The sequence below is a fragment of the Bacillus sp. NP247 genome, assembly GCF_018966865.1.
GTDB lineage: Bacteria > Bacillota > Bacilli > Bacillales > Bacillaceae_G > Bacillus_A.
Genome location: NZ_CP076653.1, coordinates 4822385 through 4839915, shown reverse-complemented (window position 1 = coordinate 4839915; position 17531 = coordinate 4822385). Strand labels below are relative to the sequence as shown.

The window sequence follows — 17531 nt, the reverse complement described above, 5'->3', positions numbered from 1 at the left end:
AAGGATTTCTTTTACATTTTATTACTTTTTAACCATTTCTCAAAAATTTGAATCATCCCATGCTTCCCGGCCAACTTCTCTTCTCCTTGTTTCGTTTTATATGGATATAGTTGTAAAAACACTCCACAACCAGCTTCAATTTTTTTACTATGCATATGGCTACCTGGATATACACAAACCACTTCATAAATCGCTCTTCGCTTAAAAATTCGTTTACCATTCTGTTCTTCTACATACTTAATAGACCAGTATTTATACATTTGCTCAGTTGCTTTCGTATTACCGACAGGCTGAAAAATATTGTACATAGGGCTGTATTTCACTTCGATAATAATAGAAGATTTATATACATACTTCTCTTCTTCCTTTACATAACAATCTAAACGAATATCCGGCTTCTTTGTGTCCTCTCCGTTATAAAAATTACTTCCTTTGCTTAGTGCAATTAGAGGGTGTGTTTCAATTAAATCATTAAATGCGACGTGCACTTTTATTTCATCTCGATGTAAAACCACTGTCGTTCCATCTTGTAAACCATCTAAATAAAAATGTTCTTGTATTTGCTCACGGATAGGAGCTTTATATTCAAATCCGATTTGTTCTAATATAGAAGTAACGATAAAAAAAGCGTAATACTCATATACTAAAAATGTTGGTTTATATACGAATAATAAGGATGGGGATTGCTCAGTAGGTTGTGGTAACAATTCTAATTGGTGGATTAATTGTTGATGTGGTATAGATAAAGTGTTCGAATTAATGGTAGCTGTTTCAGAAACTTCCCGCCAAAATGGAGAATACAATAAATTTCGAAAGTATTGCACGCTTTCATATACGATATGAGCTAATATTTTATATTCTTGTATTTTCACAGAACTTTTACGTAAATCTGCTTCTTTCAGTAAATGTAGATTTTTATATTTTTGTTTTTCTCTATCCGTTACCGATCCATTTCGGCCAATTGTTTGCATAATTGTTTTAACAGCTTGAAATTCTTCTGATTTGTTCTTCTTTGCTCCTTCTAGTATTTCAATAGTTTTCCGCAAAAAACTTTCTGCTTCAAGTAAATAATAATAGAATTGCATCGTTTTAAATTTAAGAAATGCATTTTCAGTACTATTTTTTTGCTCCTTAAATTTACGGTTGTAATATTTCGCATAAAGCTTTCTTTCTGTCATAATGGCAGTTTTTCTCGTTGTCTTCCGCTCTTTCCTTTCCCATTCATATTCGTGTACAAATTCCGCACTCGATTCTACTTTCTTAAAAATTTGTTTTATTCTTTTCATTTTTTGTGGCAACTTTCTTAACAATACCAAATAAGAAGAATCTTCAATATCGCTAAGTGCTGAGAAAGTTTTCTTGTAATAACCTCTATCTAAAATTAACTCGTTTAAAATTGACTTCACATAATCTTGAATCATTTCAAATTGGTCATCAAAAAAGTTTTTAGGAACAACTTGAAACGCACCATAATAAGTTTTATCTTCTATACGCACTTCAAAATGATATAAACCACAGCGCCACGGATAAAAAAATTCAGTTTTTCCATGTTCATACACTAATACTCTTTGTTTTTTTTCATTTAATTCATATTGTGACTCTTTTATATTCTTTTGTCCCTCATATACTTTATTCCATATGAATGTAATATCCATTGGATTTTGATAATGGATATGCAATTTCAGTGGTTTTAATTCCTGTACTTTATAAATACATTGAACTAATGCTGTAGTAGACGTACAAAGCCGGTTTAAAAGGATAAAATCGCCTTTCCCCTCAGTACCAATAATTAGCTTCAATACAAACGGGAGCGTTTCTTTCGTATCGACGATTGCTGTTTCATAACGCTCCTCATTTTGCATAGCCATACAGCTCCAGTTCTCTACGCTTTTGTCTTATATAAGCTAAAGAATGTTCAAATGTAGATACACGATTTGCAAGCGGAGACTGTAAAAGTGGTATCAATGTCGCTCCCCTTTTTACTTCTTCAGAAAGTAGAGAGCCCACTGTCATTTCTGTCCCCCTTAATTTCGTTAATACACGCTGCTTTATTTGCAAATCAAAACCTTCTTCCCTGCTAATCATATAGGACTGATTATTTTGGAACGGTATATTTTGCAAATACGTAGCGATTGCGCTTGCACATCGGAAAGAAATTCCTTTTGATATATCGTGTGATGATAATACATCATGTAACTTATCCAATAACTCTAATTCCTCTTCAGTAAACACTTCGATCATCTCTTTATTCCTAAACCAATTGAGTCGAAATTCTCCCGTTGTTACTTTCAGCGGGGGCTGCTGAACAGCTTTTTCATGTTCTATATTCATCTCGCAAAACGGGATTTTTTGTAATGTAATCAAATTTGTTCGATCTAATAATCGATCGGAAAGCTCTTTCGTCGTTTCATCAAAATTTACAGTGCCTACGAAAATAATATTCTCACAAATTTCCACTGAAGGTGGAATTGGATTTTCTATTTCTTGTACTTTCTCATACAAACTCAAAATACGATTTTTCTTTTCAAGTTGAAGAACAGATAGAAACGGAGTAAACCAATGCTCAATATGTGACATGTTCATTTCATCGAACACAATTATATACAATTGATTTGGGTTTTCTTTAGCCTTTAACAATGTCCGAACTAACTTCGTTTCACTTTCAATAAAATTACCATTCGGATGAAGGTAACCGAGAATATCATGTGGTTCTTGATACGATGGTGAAATCGGAATCCAAATTAATTCTTCACCATAACGTAATCCAAGTGCTTCTGCATAAGCTTGCACAAAGCGTGATTTCCCAACACCTGGTATACCACTAACAATTGTTAACATATTGGTTTTAACACTAATGTGAAAATTATATATATCTGTATCATCCAAATATAGCCCTTTATTACGAACCATACTTTGTACATACTGTAAAAAAGAGGATTCACGCTCATCCCATTCCCAGTCCTCCTTTTGCATTTTAATATCTTCTACTTCAACTAACTTACCTTCTTCAACAATTCGTTTATTTAATTGGTCATACACATTTTCACTTACAAAATATAAATGATCATCTACTGCTATTTCTACATGTTTCATCCAATCGTTTATTTCAATATATTTGCATTCTTTTCTTTGCTCAAAATATGAAATTGAACTTATTGATGATTTTAACGATAAATTTCCATACAGCCTTCCTTCATGCCACAATAATTCTGGAGGCTCAAAGTCTTTTGGTAATTTAGGCATAAGAAATGATAAGTAACCGTTGCTTAACTTCCGTTCCAAAGACGCTCTCTTATTATAATTTGAGACCTTTGGTGAAGGAATCAATTTATATGAAGATGCTATTTCCTGAGGCTCTTCTGTGCATATTAATTCCAGAAATAAATTTCCACGATCATAATAAAGACGAAACATAACCAGTTGCTTTTCTAATTTACGCTTCTTTAAATCAGTAAAGATTTTTTCATTCTTTTTATTACTGCATAATCCTTCAAACAAATATTTTCCAGTCGGAAATAACTCTTGTAAAGTTAAAGGTATTGGAGAAAGACATTGTACAAAGAAATTTTCCCCATTCTTCTCTCCCTCAGCTTTTGCAAACCTCCCAATAAACCTCATATAATACATTCGCTTTATAAAACTTGGATGAAGAGCTTTATGTAATTTCAACGTAGTCACCTTCTTTTTTTCATACTATTCTTATTGTATGAACTACAATCTAAAACTAGAAATAAAAAACCTGACGTCACCCGTCAGGTTCAAAATTAAAACGTATATTAATGAGAAGGAAATGCTTTTTTTTCTTGTAAAATGGCATTATGAGCGATTTTCATTTTAGCAAGTACGTACCGTAATCGATCTTCGGCATTTTCATCTTTATTTTGCTGCAGACTCGCCAAATTCTCTACAGAACTCGCTAAATTTTCAATCACGCCTCGAAGTTCAGGATGATGATTAAAAAAAGATTCTTGTACTAATACTTTCCTTAAATCACTAGCTAAATCCATAATTCTAGACAACTGTTCTTTTTCTTCCATTTTCATCCCTCCTGAATATCTTATGTATTAAATATTCTCTAGACAAGGAAAAAAGCCCTTTAAATTAAAAGGACTTTTACATTTTTATAGTTCCTGTCAGTAACATATAAAGTGATGTGATAGCTGCAATAACAATTGCCCACATCACATATCTCTCTATACCTACAAAACAACGATTCCCTTTTTCTTTTCTTGCAAACATGTACACGATAATCCCGATTCCATATACAATCGAAACAAGTAATAAATTCTTTAAACCAGCTGCATAAATTAACCATACAGAGTATAGGGAAGCAATTAATGCTAACAATCCATTTTTTACTCTCGCAACTTTCAGCTCTTTCGTGATGACTAATTTCAATTGAAATAGCGCTGATAATAAATACGGTAATAAAATTGATGTTGACGCAATGAAATACATAATTTGATATGTCGATTGTGAAAACAGAACGATTATAAATATAGTTTGGGCAACGATATTTGAAATCCATAATGCCATATGCGGCGTTTGCTTCTTATTTGTTTTCGTAAAGACTTTCGGAAACACGCCGTCTTTTCCTGCTACGTGAGAAATTTCAGAAACAAGTAAAAACCAGCCAATTAATGTACCTACAAGTGACGCAACTAATCCAATATTAATTGCCATTGCACCCCATGGCCCAACAACATGTTCTAATACATGTCCCATCGAAGGAGTCTCTAATACTGAAAGTTCTTTTCTTGTCATGGCCCCCATTGACAGAACAGAAATTAAAATATAAATAGACATTACTAAAATAAGTCCAAGTACTGTCGCTTTTCCAACGTCTCTGCTATTTTTAGCTCTTCCTGATAATACAACTGCTCCCTCAACCCCAATGAACACCCAAAGGGTTACGAGCATTGTATTTTTCACTTGACCTAGTACAGAGGAAACTGAGATAGTTCCTTCGCCCCAAAAGTCATGTGCAAATGTATCCCAGCGAAACGCTGTTACCATCACGACAATAAATAATACGATCGGAACTAATTTCCCAATTGTTGCGATAACATTCATAATGGAAGCTTCACGAATTCCAAATAATATAAGAAAATGAAGTGACCACAATAAAAGAGAGGCACCAATGATAGACGCAGCATTATTTCCGCCTTTAAAAATCGGGAAGAAATAACCTAATGTACTAAACAGTAACATAATTGTTGCGACATTTCCTAAAATCCCTGCCAACCAGTATCCCCACGCACTGTTAAAACCAATATACTCACCGAATCCAGCTCGTGCATAACTATAAATCCCGCCCTCAAGCTCCGGTTTTTGTCTTGCTAACGTTTGATATACGAGCGCAAGTGGAATCATTCCCATTGCTGTAATACACCAACCAATTATCGTTGCACCACTATTTGCTCCTACTGCTAAATCATGCGGTAAACTAAAAACACCGCCACCAACCATCGTTCCAACTACTAATGCGATTAACGGAAAAAACCCTAATTTCTTTTCTATTTGTACCACCCCATCTGTCATTCTAGGTGTTATGTTCGTTCAACTATTAAAGTCACCTTTTTCTCTAATAGACGTTTCTCTTATATTTTTTCAGGAAAACATTACTTATTCTAAAAGAAAATGAAGAAAAATGGAATACTTTTTTGAAAAAATGTATAAGTATGCACAAAAAAAACGCTCATTTTGTAATGAGCGGTCATTTCAAACATATAAATTTGTATATTTCTTGTAAAATTAACGAAGTAAATTCTCTTTTTGTAAAAATAGTTTCGCTACTTCTTCACTACTTTTACCATTCACATTTACTTCATAATTCATTTTTCGCATTTCTTCATCTGTAATCTTTCCAGATAATTTATTCAGTACTTTTTCAAGTTCAGGATATTTCTGTAACGTCTCTTTTCTTAATAATGGTGCTCCTTGATAAGGCGGGAATAACCCTTTATCATCTTTTAGTACTTTAAGTCCATATTGCTCTAATTCACTATCTGTTGAATATGCATCGATTACGTTAACATCCCCCGATTGAATTGCGCTATAGCGTAGTTTCGGTTCCATCGTTTTAACATTTAAAAACTTATAGTTATATAATTTTTGCATACCTTTATAACCATCTTCACGATCAGCAAATTCTAATGTAAATCCAGCCTTAGCCTCCTGTGCAATATTTCTCAAATCAGAAATTGTATTTATATTATATTGATTTGCTATATTTTTCGGCATGGCTAGTGCATATGTATTGTTATACTCCATTGGTTGTAACATTATCATATTATATTTCTTTTCCATTCCGATTCGGGCCTGCTCGTATACTTCATCACGATTTGTACTCTTCGGTTCTTCTTTCACGAAAGTAGATAAAGCTGTTCCCGAAAATTCTGGGTATATATCTATTTCTCCTGATTTTAATGCTTCAAATACAAATGCTGTTTTCCCAAGACCTGGTTTTAATTCTACGTGTAAATCTGTATCCTGTTCAATAAGCTGCTTGTACATTTGAATTAAAATTTCTGGTTCAGATCCTAGTTTACCAGCAATAACAATATCTTTCTTTTGTGTATTCCAAAGAAATGGTGAAACGACAACTACGATGACAATACATATCGTCAATACAACGCGCTTAGGAGCGCGTTTTGGACGTTCAAGCATGCGAAGTACTATATCAAAGAATAAAGCGAGTAACGCAGCTGGTACGGCCCCTAAAATGATAAGCGCATGATCATTCCGATCGATACCGAGTAGTATGAGCTTACCGAGTCCACCAGCGCCTATTAAAGCAGCTAATGTAGCCGTTCCAACAATTAATACCATCGCTGTCCGAATACCAGCCATTATAATTGGCAATGCAAGTGGAAGCTCTACCTTCCATAATCTTCTCCAGCTATTCATTCCCATAGCTCTCGCCGCTTCTATAAGTGATTCATCTAATTCCCGTATTCCTGTATACGTATTTCGCAAAATAGGTAATAGTGCATACACAACTAATGCGATAATAGCCGGAAGCTTTCCAATTCCTACTAATGGAATTAAAAGTCCAAGTAAAGCAAGCGATGGTACTGTCTGCATAACAGCAGAAGTCCCTATTATAAATTCAGCCATTCGTTCTTTTCTCGTTAATAAAATGCCAAGCGGCACCGCAATGATTACTGCAAAAAATAATGAAATAAGCGATATTTGTAAATGCTCACTTAACGCACTTAACAATTCTACTTTTCGTTCTTGAAACGTTTGAATAAAATCAGTCACTGTTTAGCCTCTCTCCTTCATTTGTTCAACAATGTAATTGACAATATGACGACTTGTTAACGCCCCAACATATTGACCATTTTCTTCAACCGGCACTGACTCTTCAGTTTGTAAGCGGACTAGTGCTTCTTGTAAAGTTGAATGTAAAGATAGAGCATTCCCTTCTACTCGTATACGATTGTCTAGCGGCAATACCTCTTCTATACTCTTCCCCTCATACCAAGGTCGTCCACGATTTCCAATGAACTCCTCTACAAACTCATTTTTCGGATTATGTATAATACCTTCTGGTGTATCTAATTGAACAACTTTCCCTTCTTTCATTACACAAATGCGATCACCAAGTGATAAAGCCTCTTGCATATCATGCGTTACAAATACTATCGTTTTTTGAATCTTTTTTTGTAATTGCACTATATCCTGCTGAAGTTGTTCCCTGCTTAATGGATCTAACGCACTAAATGGTTCATCCATAAGAACGATTTTCGGGTTTGCAGCTAATGCCCTAACGACACCTACACGTTGCTTCTGTCCTCCCGACAATTCATCTGGCATACGATCACGATATACATCTGGTTCTAACCCAACCATATGTAACAGTTCATCAACACGCGTTTTTATTTTCTCCTTACTCCACTTTCTCATTTCAGGGACAACTGCAATATTTTCAGCAATTGTCATATGTGGAAACAAAGCAATCTGCTGCAACACGTACCCTATATTCCAACGCAGTTCGTTTATGTTATATTCTTGAATATCTTTTCCATCGATTAAAATTGATCCTTCCGTCGTTTCAATTAAACGATTAATCATCTTCATTGTCGTTGTTTTCCCGCAACCACTCGGACCAATTAGAACAAAAAATTCTCCTTTTTTAATCTCTAAATGCAGTGAATCCACTGCTTTTGTGCCATCTTCATACGATTTTGACACATGATTAAATTGAATCACAGACACAACTCCTTTATTGTTGTTTCCTTTATTTTGATGGAATATGGACTTCATTACAAATGATACGCATTATTCTATAAAGTGAAACTTGAATCAGAGGGGGGTTTGTCCATCCCTCTCTAGTTATTAGCCCATACAAATCGAGCTTATACTTGATAAAAAAGAGCTCACATCTGAGCCCTAACGGTCGAACAATATTGTTTTCATAATAGCAGCATATTCACGCACATACATTTTTTTCTTAGAACGCATTGGTGTTTCTGCAGCTAATGCCTCCATCTTCATTCCTAAGCGCTTTGCAATTATTTTCGTTCGATATAAATGATACGTATTACTGACAACTACCGCATGTTTTACATTAAATAAATCCATACTAAACTTTAAATTTTCATATGTATTTGTAGAACGGTCTTCCATTAAAATACGATTCTCATCTATACCGTGTACCATTAAATAGTTTCTCATACTGTGAGCTTCCGGTATATCTTCATCTTCCCCTTGACCACCTGAAACAATTACTTTTACTTCAGGATGAGAATATAAATATTCCAACGCTACATCCAAACGGTTTTGAAGTGATAAAGACGGTCTATCTCCAAATAGCTTTGCACCTAATATAAGAACATGTGGAGAGTGATTACTCAATTTTTCACGAGCAACTTTATTCATTCGAAACGTCATATAAATAATGTATAGTGGCGGTAGTAATAAGATTATAAGTAATATCCATTTGTTCATAAATAAGTTAACACTCCCTTTCTTTTTATTATATAGAAAAAGAAAGGGAGGCAGAAGTATTTTTTAAACGAGTGATTTATTCGGAACATCCGTCCCGATTTTACGTTGTGATATCACATAATAAAGAGCGATTCCTAATGATAGGATCAATATACAGCTTAATAGGTAAAATGGGAGCATTACCCCTACTTTAGATACACCTACTGTAAATAACATTAATAATACTATTCGTATTCCTGTACCAATTAAGCGAAATAAGCTGTCCACACGGCCCATTACTTCGTTTGGGATTTCCTCCATCATCAATACATTTCTCGCCACTCTTGTCCCAGCGTTTCCAATCGCATGAAAAATCGCTAGTCCATATAACAGCATTACGGACGGTTCAATGATCATTACGGTAATTGAAATTACATAAATGAACATCGTCATAACAATTGAAACTTCTGTTTTGACATATTTCATCAAAATTGGAATACTGATTCCCGCAATAACAGCCCCAACACCATACATCATACCTTCTATCGCGTATACAGAGGCACTAGATTTGAGGATATCTGAAATATAAACTGGTATTAAATAATTTGCCATCATAACACCGATAAACGGCATATAAGTGGCAAGTAAAAACCAAAAGAACTTAGGGCGCTTTTTCATAAAGTAAATTCCTTCGAACAATTGCTTCTTAAATGTTACTTTCCGTTTCACTTCTTTTTTCTTTACATACGGTATACATAAAAAAAGAAAAAATGCTCCTGCAAAGGTTAACATATCTACTAATAAAATCCATTTCAAAGATACAATTTCAATTAAGAAACTTGCTGCCGCTCCTGAAATAACTTGTGTTAACTGTCCTTGTATTTCCATCGTGCCACTTAAACTTTTATAATGGTCTGCTTGAAAGATTTCTTGGTTAAATGCAAAAATTGTAGGATAGAATAATAGATAATAGAAAGAACCTGCTATATAAATAATAATGTAATGAATAGAATTGTATGATTCCCCAGTAAATCCCCATATAGCCATCATTCCTATAATCGCTATCCCAATACCTTCGTTACATAACAATAAAGATTTTCTTGAAAAATGATCAATGCTTTGCCCGATAAACGGCGTTAATAAAAACATAATGAGGGTTGCAACGATAGAAACATACCCAAAGGTTGTCTCTCCCCCACTTTCCTTGATTAGCAACCACGGAATCGTTATCATTACAATCCCGGAACCAATAGCAGATAAACTATTGGCTCCTAGAATGTAATACAAGCGAGAATCATGATAAAGAGAAGACATATCACTCAACTCCTAATTGTTTTTTCACCTCTTTATATACGCTCATATATGCTTTTAATTCTTTAACTAAATCATGAATTAATGGTTTTGCATCTTCTCCAAGTTCACCATCTTGCACATGTAATCCATCAAGTACTACTTGTTTTGGGATTGCATTTGCGTAAACGCCTCTAGCGACAGTGCGCATACTATTTAATGCGTTTATTCCCCCTTTACCTCCTCCAGCAACTGCTAGCAATGCGACAGGTTTATGGATGAATTCACTGCTACTTAAGTAGTCTAACGAATTTTTCAGCGCTCCGCTCATCGCATTATGATATTCTGGTGTACATAGTACTACACCGTCTGCTGCTTTCACTAAAGCTTTTAATTTTTTTACTGCCTCTAATTCACGTTGTGATTCTTCTCCATTATATAAAGGCAATTCTGCTACTGCTAAATCGTATAACTCCCCTTCAAATTGCTCTGCAATATATTTTGCCACAACGCGAGTTCTACCGAATTTTCTTGGTGTACCGTTAATAACGACTAGTTTCATAATTATTTCTCCCCTTTGTTTTCAAGTTATATTTATATATTATCAGAAATTTCTATACAAAATACAATAAAAAGAGGGAACTTCCTTGATAAAATAGTATGATAAACGAAAAAAAGAACTCATACTTCCGTATGAGTTTGACATAATTACTTTGTTTCACCTTTATGATCCAGTGTATCTATGCTTTCATTAGCTTCAAAATGGTTATACGCTTTTTCTGCTAATTCTTTTCGTTCTTTTGGTAATTCTATATATTTCATTACCTTTTCCATTATTCTTTCGTACGGAGTGAATACAATCCCTGGCCACTCTATCTCGTCTTCCGGATTACTATTTTCCGAAATAATAAATTTCTTATTTGCCACTGCATAAGAAACTCGAGGTGTTTCCAGAATTCCTGATAAATAAAAGTGAATATTTAATATAATTTTAGACCTAGCAATCAACTCATTTCTAACAATTCCCCATGCATTATTTTTAAAAACAATATTTAAATTCGGTGCAACTGCTTTTAATTGATCAAAAATAGCCTGCCGTCTCGGATTAAGAGCACCTATAAACAGGATATCAATATCTTCAGAAATTTCATCTTCAAATGCATCTTTTTTTATTTCCAAAGTTGGAGCATAGTTCATTCCTACATGTTTTATTTCTTTTCCTACCCCTTTTTGTTTTAACCATTCTATATTTTGTTTACTATAATCCCAAATCACTCTATCTTTTAATAATATTAAATAAAGCGGGTGCGCATATGGACTTCCTTCGTATAGCTGTTCTAAATTATAAATAATTGCATCTTTCGGAAGAAGATTCGGGTTATATGCATATGTATGTGCTCCAAAAACTATTGTATTTTTCACATTTTCTAGTATTGTTTCTGATATAATTACTGTATTTCCTTCCTGCTCCAACCGCCATTTCAAAGCTCGCGCAACATCTATGAAACTACCGTACGTCTTCGGGCATATAAAAAGACAATAATCATATTCTTTATTCAAATAAGCTTCCATTAATCTTAAATTATTTTTATATAAATCTACATCCGGATGTTTAAGTACCAATTCATTTGCACATTTTCTTGCTACTTTATATAATCCAGCATAATAAGCAGCAATGCATCTTCTTAATTCGATTCTTTCCCGATGCTCCTCCGATACATCCATATCTAAAAGAAGATTTGCGATACAATACGCTTTTAAATGATCACGATCATAATAATAATCTAGTAGTGGCATCAATTCTTCATACGTATTTCCATGCACCGATTCCCCTAGTTCAATCGCCCATCGTATTAATTCCATGATTCCTCCACTACTCCTTTAACCGAAAATATATTTAATAAAATTTCGCATTATTTTCTACTATATTTGCTATATGCAACGGTATCTCTTCTTTTTTCGATTCCAAATACTTTTGTGACCTTGCACCTAAATGTTTTTTGTGAGGTATATAGAAAGCACTTATAGAAATTTCATAGTCAAATAAGTAATCATACACATGATAATCTACAAATAGAAGATCATCTTTTGGGAAAGGAACTTCCTTCCCTTGCAGGGCATACATTAAAGCAATATTATTTTGAGATTTTAATCGATACATTCTTGCAAGTTGATATAATGGTTCAGCCCGAGTTGGTCTATATTCCCACGCTTTTTGAAAATAATAAACCGCTAAAGCTACATATTGCTCTTCTTCCTTCATAACTTGTTCTTTTTCATCCACATCGGTTACTTCATGTTGTTTATTGGCTGAACGATTTGCTAATTGTTCATAACAAAATCCTATTCGTAATAACGAATAGAATACCTCTTCAACCCATCCCCCTGCTTCCACTCGTTTTTTATACCATTTAATCGAATCTTCAAATTGACTTAAATGAAAATAAGTTTGGGCTAAATAAAATAAATATCTTATATGCAAATCGGGCGTTGTTTCTGGATCGTTTATCCCCTGTAACAACAACCTCTCATCTCGTTCAAATTTATCACCTTTACTTCCACCATCCCCAGGATCATTCACGACAAGAGTCTCTAACCTAGCTACTCTCGTATTGTAATTCGCTCCAACTTTGGAACGATCAATATCCCAATACTCATGAGTAACACCGACTGATTTCCATGGTAAAGAAGCTTTTAAAAGGCGTGTAAGCCAATATTTAATATGAATATCATATTGCAATGTAAGGTAATGATCTTCAGTTAAACTACTTTTATCAAAATCTGGCTCAACTTCTAAAATCATGTCCGCATCAAGTATTAATAAATAATCTGCTTCTGGATATGTTTTTTGCGCTAATGACACAGCTAAACTTCTGTTATAACCAAAGTTTTTAAATGGCTCATGATGAACTGTTCCCGGTATTTCATTTTCTTCACACCATTTTCCAATAATCTCTGGTGTATTATCTGTCGATCCGGTATCACAAATAGAAACAAAGTCTACAATTGATTTTGTTGCATTTAAACACCTTTCCATAATTCTAGATTCGTTTTTTACAATCATACAAAGACATAACTTTTTTTCTTCTTTTACATTCTTCACCTGCTCATTTCCCATTTAACCACCTCATATTTTATTAACACGCTCTTCTCATATGTAACACCATTTCATAGCTACACTGATGACATAAGCACCCTCTTACTATTTATGAAAACTTCATTTTATTTATTCTTATTTTTATGTGGAGACATCCTTCATGCTTCGTTTTATATTTGATACAATCAGTACAAAATGAACATATAGAATACATTGTTCAATCGATGAACGTTGAAGCTGTCATTTGTAATAAAAAAACGATGGTTGATTGGTATTTTTAAAATAGGAGTTTCTTACACTATATAAAAAAAGAAACTTGCGCTTATGCACAAGTTTCTTTTCAAAAACATTACTTATTTCTTTACAACTTCATGTCCACCGAACTGATTACGTAGTGCTGAAACTACTTTTCCGTGGAATGTATCATCTTCTTGAGAACGGTAGCGCATAAATAATGACATTGCGATAACAGGTGCCGCTGCTTGTAGCTCAAGCGCAGTTTCAACAGTCCATTTCCCTTCTCCTGAAGAGTTCATTACACCTTTAATGCCATCAAGCTTTGGATCATCTGCAAATGCTTTTTCAGTTAAGTCCATTAACCAGCCGCGGATAACTGATCCATTTGCCCATACTTTTGCAACATCTTCATAATTGAAATCAAAATCACTTTTATCTAACACTTCAAATCCTTCAGCGATTGCTTGCATCATTCCATATTCAATACCGTTATGAACCATTTTTAAGAAATGACCACTTCCAACGCGCCCTGCATAAGAATAACCGTTTTCTACTGCTAAGTCTTTAAATAAAGGTTCTAATTGATCATAGATCTCTTTTTCTCCACCAACCATTAAGCAAGCGCCGTATCTAGCTCCTTCTACACCGCCTGATGTACCGATATCTACGTAATGTAAGCCAAAGCTTTTCGCTTCTTCAGCACGACGCAACGTATCCTTATAGAATGAATTTCCACCTTCGATAACGATATCGCCTTCCTCTAATAATGGATATACATCTTTTAATACTGACTCAACAACTTCTCCTGCAGGTACCATTACCCAAATTGTTCGAGGTGCTTCTAGTTCAGCGATCATTTCTTTTAATGTATGACGTGCAGCAATCCCTAAGTCCCCTGCCTTTTCAACAAGCTCATTATTTACATCGTATACAACTACTTCATGCTTATCTTCATGTAAGTGTTCAGCTAATGGGAATCCCATTTTTCCTAATCCAATTAAACCTAGTTTCATATTAATCAATCTCCCATTCTATACAAATATATTTAATAACGAAATTAGTCCAAGTGCTACAACTGATAGTATCGTCTCCATTGCGGTCCATGTTAATAATGTTTCTTTCACAGTCATTCCGAAATACTCTTTAATCATCCAAAATCCAGAATCGTTCACATGTGATAAAATTAATGACCCTGCTCCTGTTGCAAGTGCTAGTAGTTCAACATTTACCCCAGGTGTACTTGCTGCAATCGGTGCTACAATTCCAGCTGCTGTCATCATAGAAACAGTAGCCGATCCAGTTGCAACTCGGATAAGTGCAGCAATTCCCCATCCAAGTAATATTGGTGAAATATGTGATTCTTTCGCCATTTCAGCAATTGTAGTACCAATTCCAGAATCTAATAACACCTTATTAAACGCACCACCAGCACCAATTACTAACAGTATGTTTGCAATCGGCCCTAAGCAATCATTTGTAAATTGTAATACTTTATCTTTAGAAAATCCTTTTGCATAACCAAGACTAAAGAAAGAATAAATCGTTGCAATTAATAAAGCGACTATTGGATCTCCAATAAAGTGTAACACTTGTGCAAGTTGACTCGTTTTATGTAAAGCTACTTCAGCAATGGATGCACCAAGCATAAGAAATACTGGAAGTAAAATAGTAAACAATGTATTTCCGAAGCTAGGAAGTTCTTTCTTCTTATCTCTTTCAATAAATTGCTCCGCTATATCTAATGGTACTTCTTTATGTATACGAGCACCGATCCATTTCCCGTAAAGCGGACCTGAAATTATTGCAGTTGGAAGTCCGACAATTAATGCATATAAAATTGTCTTCCCTACATCTGCTTTAAATATACCTACCGCTGCCATAGCCGCTGGGTGCGGTGGAACAAGTCCGTGTACAACCGAAAGACCTGCTACTAGCGGAATACCGATTGTAATAAGTGATACCCCTGTTTCTAACGCAATTGTAAATACTAACGGAATTAATAGTACAAATCCTACTTGGAAAAATACCGGAATCCCTACTATAAATGCAACGAACATCATTGCCCAGTGAACACGTTTTTTCCCAAAACGCCCAATTAATGTGTTAGCAATTCGTTCAGCACCGCCAGACTCAGCCATCATTTTTCCAAGCATTGTTCCTAAAGCTAAAACAATCGCTAAAAACCCTAACGTATTACCAAGACCTAATTTAATAGAATCGATAATCCCTGGATGTTGCGGTGAAGTTGCAACCAAGGGCATCCCCATTGCTAGCCCAACTCCGATTGCTGTTAAAATTAATGCGACAAATGGATGCCATTTCACTACTGTAATAAGTAGAAGTAGTATGACAACTGCCGCTAGTACGATTCCAACTACCATTTCTCCCAATCCCCCTATTGTTTACGTTGGAAAGCAGCTATACAATCAAATTCTTCTTTCAAGCGATTGTAAAGTCGTTCATACATATAAAACATTTCTAAATAAATAGCCGTATTTTCTTTATTTGGTACATGGTGATGGACAATATCAATCCAATCCTTCACCTCGTCAAGAGAATCAATTTTCCCTACCGCATATAAAGCAAGTGCCGCTGCCCCAAGCGCAGATGCTTCATGACTTTCAGGAACAAGCAATTCTTTTCCCATCATATCGGAGAGCATTTGTCTCCAAAATGCAGATTTCGCAAATCCTCCTGAAACACGTATTTCAGTAAGTGGCCCTGTACAATCACGGATTGCAAGTGCAACTGAATATACACTCATACAGACACCTTCCATAACTGCACGTATAAAATGTTCTCGTTTATGCTGAAGATTTATCCCGAAGAATGTACCTCGAGCATTTGCATTCCAGTAGGGTGCACGTTCTCCAGATAGAAACGGCAAAAATAGTAATCCATCTGCACCAGCTGGTACACTTTCCGCATACTTAATTAATAAATCATAAGGATCAATCCCAAGCTTCCTCGCTACCTCTTGTTCCGGGCTACCAAATTCATCACGTAACCACCTAAGTAATATTCCACCGTTATTCGTTGGCCCACCGATAACCCAGTGCTCATCTGTTAATGCGTAACAAAAAGTTCTTCCTTTTTCATCTGTATTAACACTCGATGAAATTGTTCGAACCGCACCACTTGTCCCGATCGTAATTGCAGCTGAGCCAGGTGATATTGCACCAACACCTACATTTGCAAGAACACCGTCACTCGCACCAATAACAACTGGAGTATCTTCATGAATGCCCATCTTTTGTGCTAATTCCGGCTTCATTCCCGATAAAATATATGTAGTTGGTACAGGTGTTGATAATTGTTCTGGTGACATATTTAACATAGCTAAAACATCTTCATCCCAGTTTAATGTTTCTAAATTAAATAACCCAGTAGCTGATGCGATTGAATGATCAACTACATAGCGTGAGAATAATTGATAAATGACATACTCTTTAATGGAAATAAATTTATAAGCAGTTCTGAATAACTCCGTTTCTTCTTCCTTCATCCACAGTAATTTAGAAAGTGGTGACATAGGATGAATAGGTGTACCAGTTCTTCTATAAATGTCATGACCATTCATTTGTTGTAATAGTTTTTCTGATTGCTTTGTGCTTCTATTATCTGCCCAAATAATAGAGCGCGTTAACGGCGCACCGTTTTCATCTACTGCAATTAATGCATGCATCGCTGTACTAATACCGATTGAAATAATATCCTCTGGTAACACATTACCTTTTTTAATGGCAACGCTTACAGTTTTGTATACAGCGGCACATATTACATCAGGATCTTGCTCAGCCCATCCGACGTTCGGTTGAATAATTGGATAATCAATTGCATGTGACGCAACGACTTTTCCTTTTTCTGTGAACACAACCGTCTTCGTACTTGTGGTACCGATGTCAATCCCGATTACTCTCCCCCTTGTTTCCATGCGAATCTTCCCTTCGTTTCTAGCAAAATACGATCTAGT

General features: G+C 35.1%; 15 protein-coding genes. 1 reads left to right on the top strand and 14 read right to left on the bottom strand.

The annotated features are described in order from the left end of the window. Window positions 1-11 precede the first annotated feature (11 nt). The 11 genes from KPL75_RS25160 to KPL75_RS25110 all read right to left on the bottom strand — a co-directional run bounded on the left by KPL75_RS25160 (window position 12) and on the right by KPL75_RS25110 (window position 13342). Window positions 12-1862: a hypothetical protein gene (locus KPL75_RS25160; RefSeq protein WP_219918289.1), complete on the bottom strand. Its 1851-nt coding sequence runs from the start codon at window positions 1860-1862 to the stop codon at window positions 12-14. Next, window positions 1852-3669, bottom strand: coding sequence for an AAA family ATPase (locus KPL75_RS25155; RefSeq protein ID WP_219918288.1), 1818 nt, complete (start codon window positions 3667-3669; stop codon window positions 1852-1854). Before KPL75_RS25155 ends, KPL75_RS25160 begins: the two co-directional genes overlap by 11 nt. A 107-nt stretch (window positions 3670-3776) precedes the next feature. Further along, window positions 3777-4037, bottom strand: a complete 261-nt coding sequence (locus KPL75_RS25150; RefSeq protein ID WP_002085825.1) for a hypothetical protein — start codon at window positions 4035-4037, stop codon at window positions 3777-3779. A 76-nt stretch (window positions 4038-4113) separates the two neighbouring features. Further along, entirely contained in the window at window positions 4114-5541 is a 1428-nt protein-coding gene (locus tag KPL75_RS25145) for a basic amino acid/polyamine antiporter (RefSeq protein ID WP_219918287.1), read from the bottom strand. Between the two features lie 213 nt (window positions 5542-5754). Next, a complete protein-coding gene (locus tag KPL75_RS25140) occupies window positions 5755-7266 on the bottom strand; it encodes an ABC transporter permease/substrate-binding protein (protein WP_219918286.1) in 1512 nt (503 codons plus the stop codon). A gap of 3 nt (window positions 7267-7269) precedes the next feature. Next, window positions 7270-8217, bottom strand: coding sequence for an ABC transporter ATP-binding protein (locus KPL75_RS25135; protein ID WP_219918285.1), 948 nt, complete (start codon window positions 8215-8217; stop codon window positions 7270-7272). Window positions 8218-8397: 180 nt separating this feature from the next. Next, window positions 8398-8955 carry a YdcF family protein gene (locus KPL75_RS25130; protein WP_219918284.1) on the bottom strand — a complete coding sequence of 186 codons (558 nt, stop codon included), beginning with the start codon at window positions 8953-8955 and terminating at the stop codon, window positions 8398-8400. Between the two features lie 63 nt (window positions 8956-9018). Then, complete coding sequence (locus tag KPL75_RS25125) at window positions 9019-10248, bottom strand: MFS transporter (protein ID WP_219918283.1); 1230 nt, start codon at window positions 10246-10248, stop codon at window positions 9019-9021. Between the two features lies 1 nt (window position 10249). Beyond that, window positions 10250-10786: an NADPH-dependent FMN reductase gene (locus KPL75_RS25120; protein WP_071745885.1), complete on the bottom strand. Its 537-nt coding sequence runs from the start codon at window positions 10784-10786 to the stop codon at window positions 10250-10252. Window positions 10787-10932: 146 nt separating this feature from the next. Continuing rightward, the gene (locus tag KPL75_RS25115; RefSeq protein WP_219918282.1) at window positions 10933-12087 is read right to left on the bottom strand and encodes a CgeB family protein; all 1155 of its coding nucleotides are present in this window, start codon (window positions 12085-12087) and stop codon (window positions 10933-10935) included. 34 nt (window positions 12088-12121) lie between these two features. After that, complete coding sequence (locus KPL75_RS25110; protein WP_219918281.1) at window positions 12122-13342, bottom strand: glycosyltransferase family 2 protein; 1221 nt, start codon at window positions 13340-13342, stop codon at window positions 12122-12124. Between the two features lie 122 nt (window positions 13343-13464). On the opposite strand from KPL75_RS25110, the gene KPL75_RS25105 reads away from it, so the two are divergent. Beyond that, entirely contained in the window at window positions 13465-13602 is a 138-nt protein-coding gene (locus KPL75_RS25105) for a DUF2711 family protein (RefSeq protein ID WP_375141011.1), read from the top strand. Window positions 13603-13674: 72 nt separating this feature from the next. On the opposite strand, the gene gnd is transcribed toward KPL75_RS25105, so the two are convergent. From gnd to gntK, 3 genes are read right to left on the bottom strand one after another with little or no spacing between them, the layout of a single operon-like run. Next, complete coding sequence (gene gnd / locus KPL75_RS25100) at window positions 13675-14571, bottom strand: phosphogluconate dehydrogenase (NAD(+)-dependent, decarboxylating) (RefSeq protein ID WP_219918280.1); 897 nt, start codon at window positions 14569-14571, stop codon at window positions 13675-13677. An 18-nt stretch (window positions 14572-14589) separates the two neighbouring features. Continuing rightward, entirely contained in the window at window positions 14590-15939 is a 1350-nt protein-coding gene (locus KPL75_RS25095; protein ID WP_219918279.1) for a GntP family permease, read from the bottom strand. 14 nt (window positions 15940-15953) lie between these two features. Then, complete coding sequence (gntK, locus tag KPL75_RS25090) at window positions 15954-17492, bottom strand: gluconokinase (protein ID WP_219921160.1); 1539 nt, start codon at window positions 17490-17492, stop codon at window positions 15954-15956. Window positions 17493-17531 lie beyond the last annotated feature (39 nt).